Genomic DNA, 1496 nt, shown 5'->3' with positions numbered 1-1496 from the left:
CAAATCTCTAACCCTGCTTCACCTTTTGCCACTTTTTTATAACTTTTTTACCCCACACGCAAGCTCCCACCGTCGTTTTTGCCCGCCCAAAAAAACCCGACTCACCACACCGGCCAACTGAAGCGATCAGTCACAGCTCGTCGGGATCCCGTTCCTCGTCCATCCCCCCTCGCCCTGCTCGGCGAAAAGAACCAGGCAGCAGCGTGCGAAGGGGGGCAGCCCTGTCCCCACCTCCCGGGGACCCGGTTTGCTTGATCCGCTGGGCATCCGTTGTGAAAGCGCCCGCCGGATGGCTTCGTTCGCGTTCAGTAGCAGCGTTTGTCCACCGGTTTGGGAGGCGACGGAGAGTCGGCGCCTCCGCAGATGTCACGAGCCCTTGGCCGAGGAACCTCAACCGTGCCTGGTTGAGTGACGGTCAACCGATAACGCGTTATCGGTCTCAGCTGGGCTGCGAAAGCATCCGATGGATGGAAGAGCCTGCCGAAAGCCTCACGTCTGACCAGGTTGAACTGCGCCGGTGGCGCACGAGCGATCTCGACGCCTTGGAACGGGCGATCCACGGGTCCCTGGACCATCTGGTGCCGTGGATGCCCTGGGCAGCCGACTCTGGGTGACAGCAAACCTCTGATTTCCTCGCCCGCAACCAGGAAGAGTGGGAGACCAGGCAAGCCTTCGGCTATGCGATCACATCAGATGCTGCGGTGATCGGCAGCTGCGGCCTCGTGCGCCGCATCGGAGCCGGCGGCCTCGACATCGGCTACTGGATCCACCCTGATTGGACCGGACGGGGGCTGGCCACGATGGCCGCAGCGGCTCTTGTCCGGCAGGGCTTCCAGCTCGCGGGCATCGACCGCATCGAGATCCATCACGATGCCGCCAACCCGGCCAGCGGAGCCGTCGCCCGCCACTTGGGATTCACTGAGGTTGAGCGCATACGGGCAACTGAAGGGCCCATCGCTCCTAGCGAAGTGGGGATCGATGTCATCTGACGTATGACGGCAGACCAATGGAAGGCAAGGACAGCCGAGCACGCTCAACAAGCGAGCTGGGCAGTGGTAACACGGGTACTTTCTGTCGGCGGACACCGCCCGTGAGAGCGGGGTCCGCCAAGACGGGATCGTCAGCTGTCAACGAAGGCGCCCGGCTCGGGCAGGATGTGGCGCGCGGCGGTGCCCGCCGAACAGCACACGCTGATCACCCGTGTGATCGAGAGCGCCGAGGAACAGCTGCTCCAGTTGCGCGGTGTGCAGACCGGGTCGACCGCCGGTGTTGCCCGGCAGCCTCTACGCAGCCTCCGCCACAGCGTTGATCTGATCGAGAACGCCTGGAAGCGAACCGCTCTGGCCTCGGTGAACGCCGGGATACCCGAGGAACCAGTGGGCGGGCATGTCTCCCGACGCGAACGATCGTTTGCCGACAAGCAAGGCTGGCCCGGAGGTCATCACTTCCTGGGCGGCTGGTAGTTGTAGGACCTGATCGACGGGATACGGTTCCGC

Annotated in this window: 1 protein-coding gene and 1 pseudogene; both read left to right on the top strand. The window is 63.6% G+C overall.

What is annotated here, in order from left to right; all coding sequences use genetic code 11:
• Positions 1 to 629: 629 nt before the first annotated feature.
• Positions 630 to 989, top strand: a pseudogene (locus ACWCPI_RS38920) (GNAT family N-acetyltransferase); the annotation flags it as partial.
• Positions 990 to 1169: 180 nt separating this feature from the next.
• Positions 1170 to 1463 carry a hypothetical protein gene (locus tag ACWCPI_RS38915; RefSeq protein WP_451042673.1) on the top strand — a complete coding sequence of 98 codons (294 nt, stop codon included), beginning with the start codon at positions 1170 to 1172 and terminating at the stop codon, positions 1461 to 1463.
• The last annotated feature ends 33 nt before the right edge of the window (positions 1464 to 1496 follow it).

The organism is Streptomyces sp. NPDC001920, from assembly GCF_053594495.1.
The sequence above is the reverse complement of the archived record's forward strand: the minus strand, read 5'-3'. Positions and strand labels throughout refer to the sequence as shown.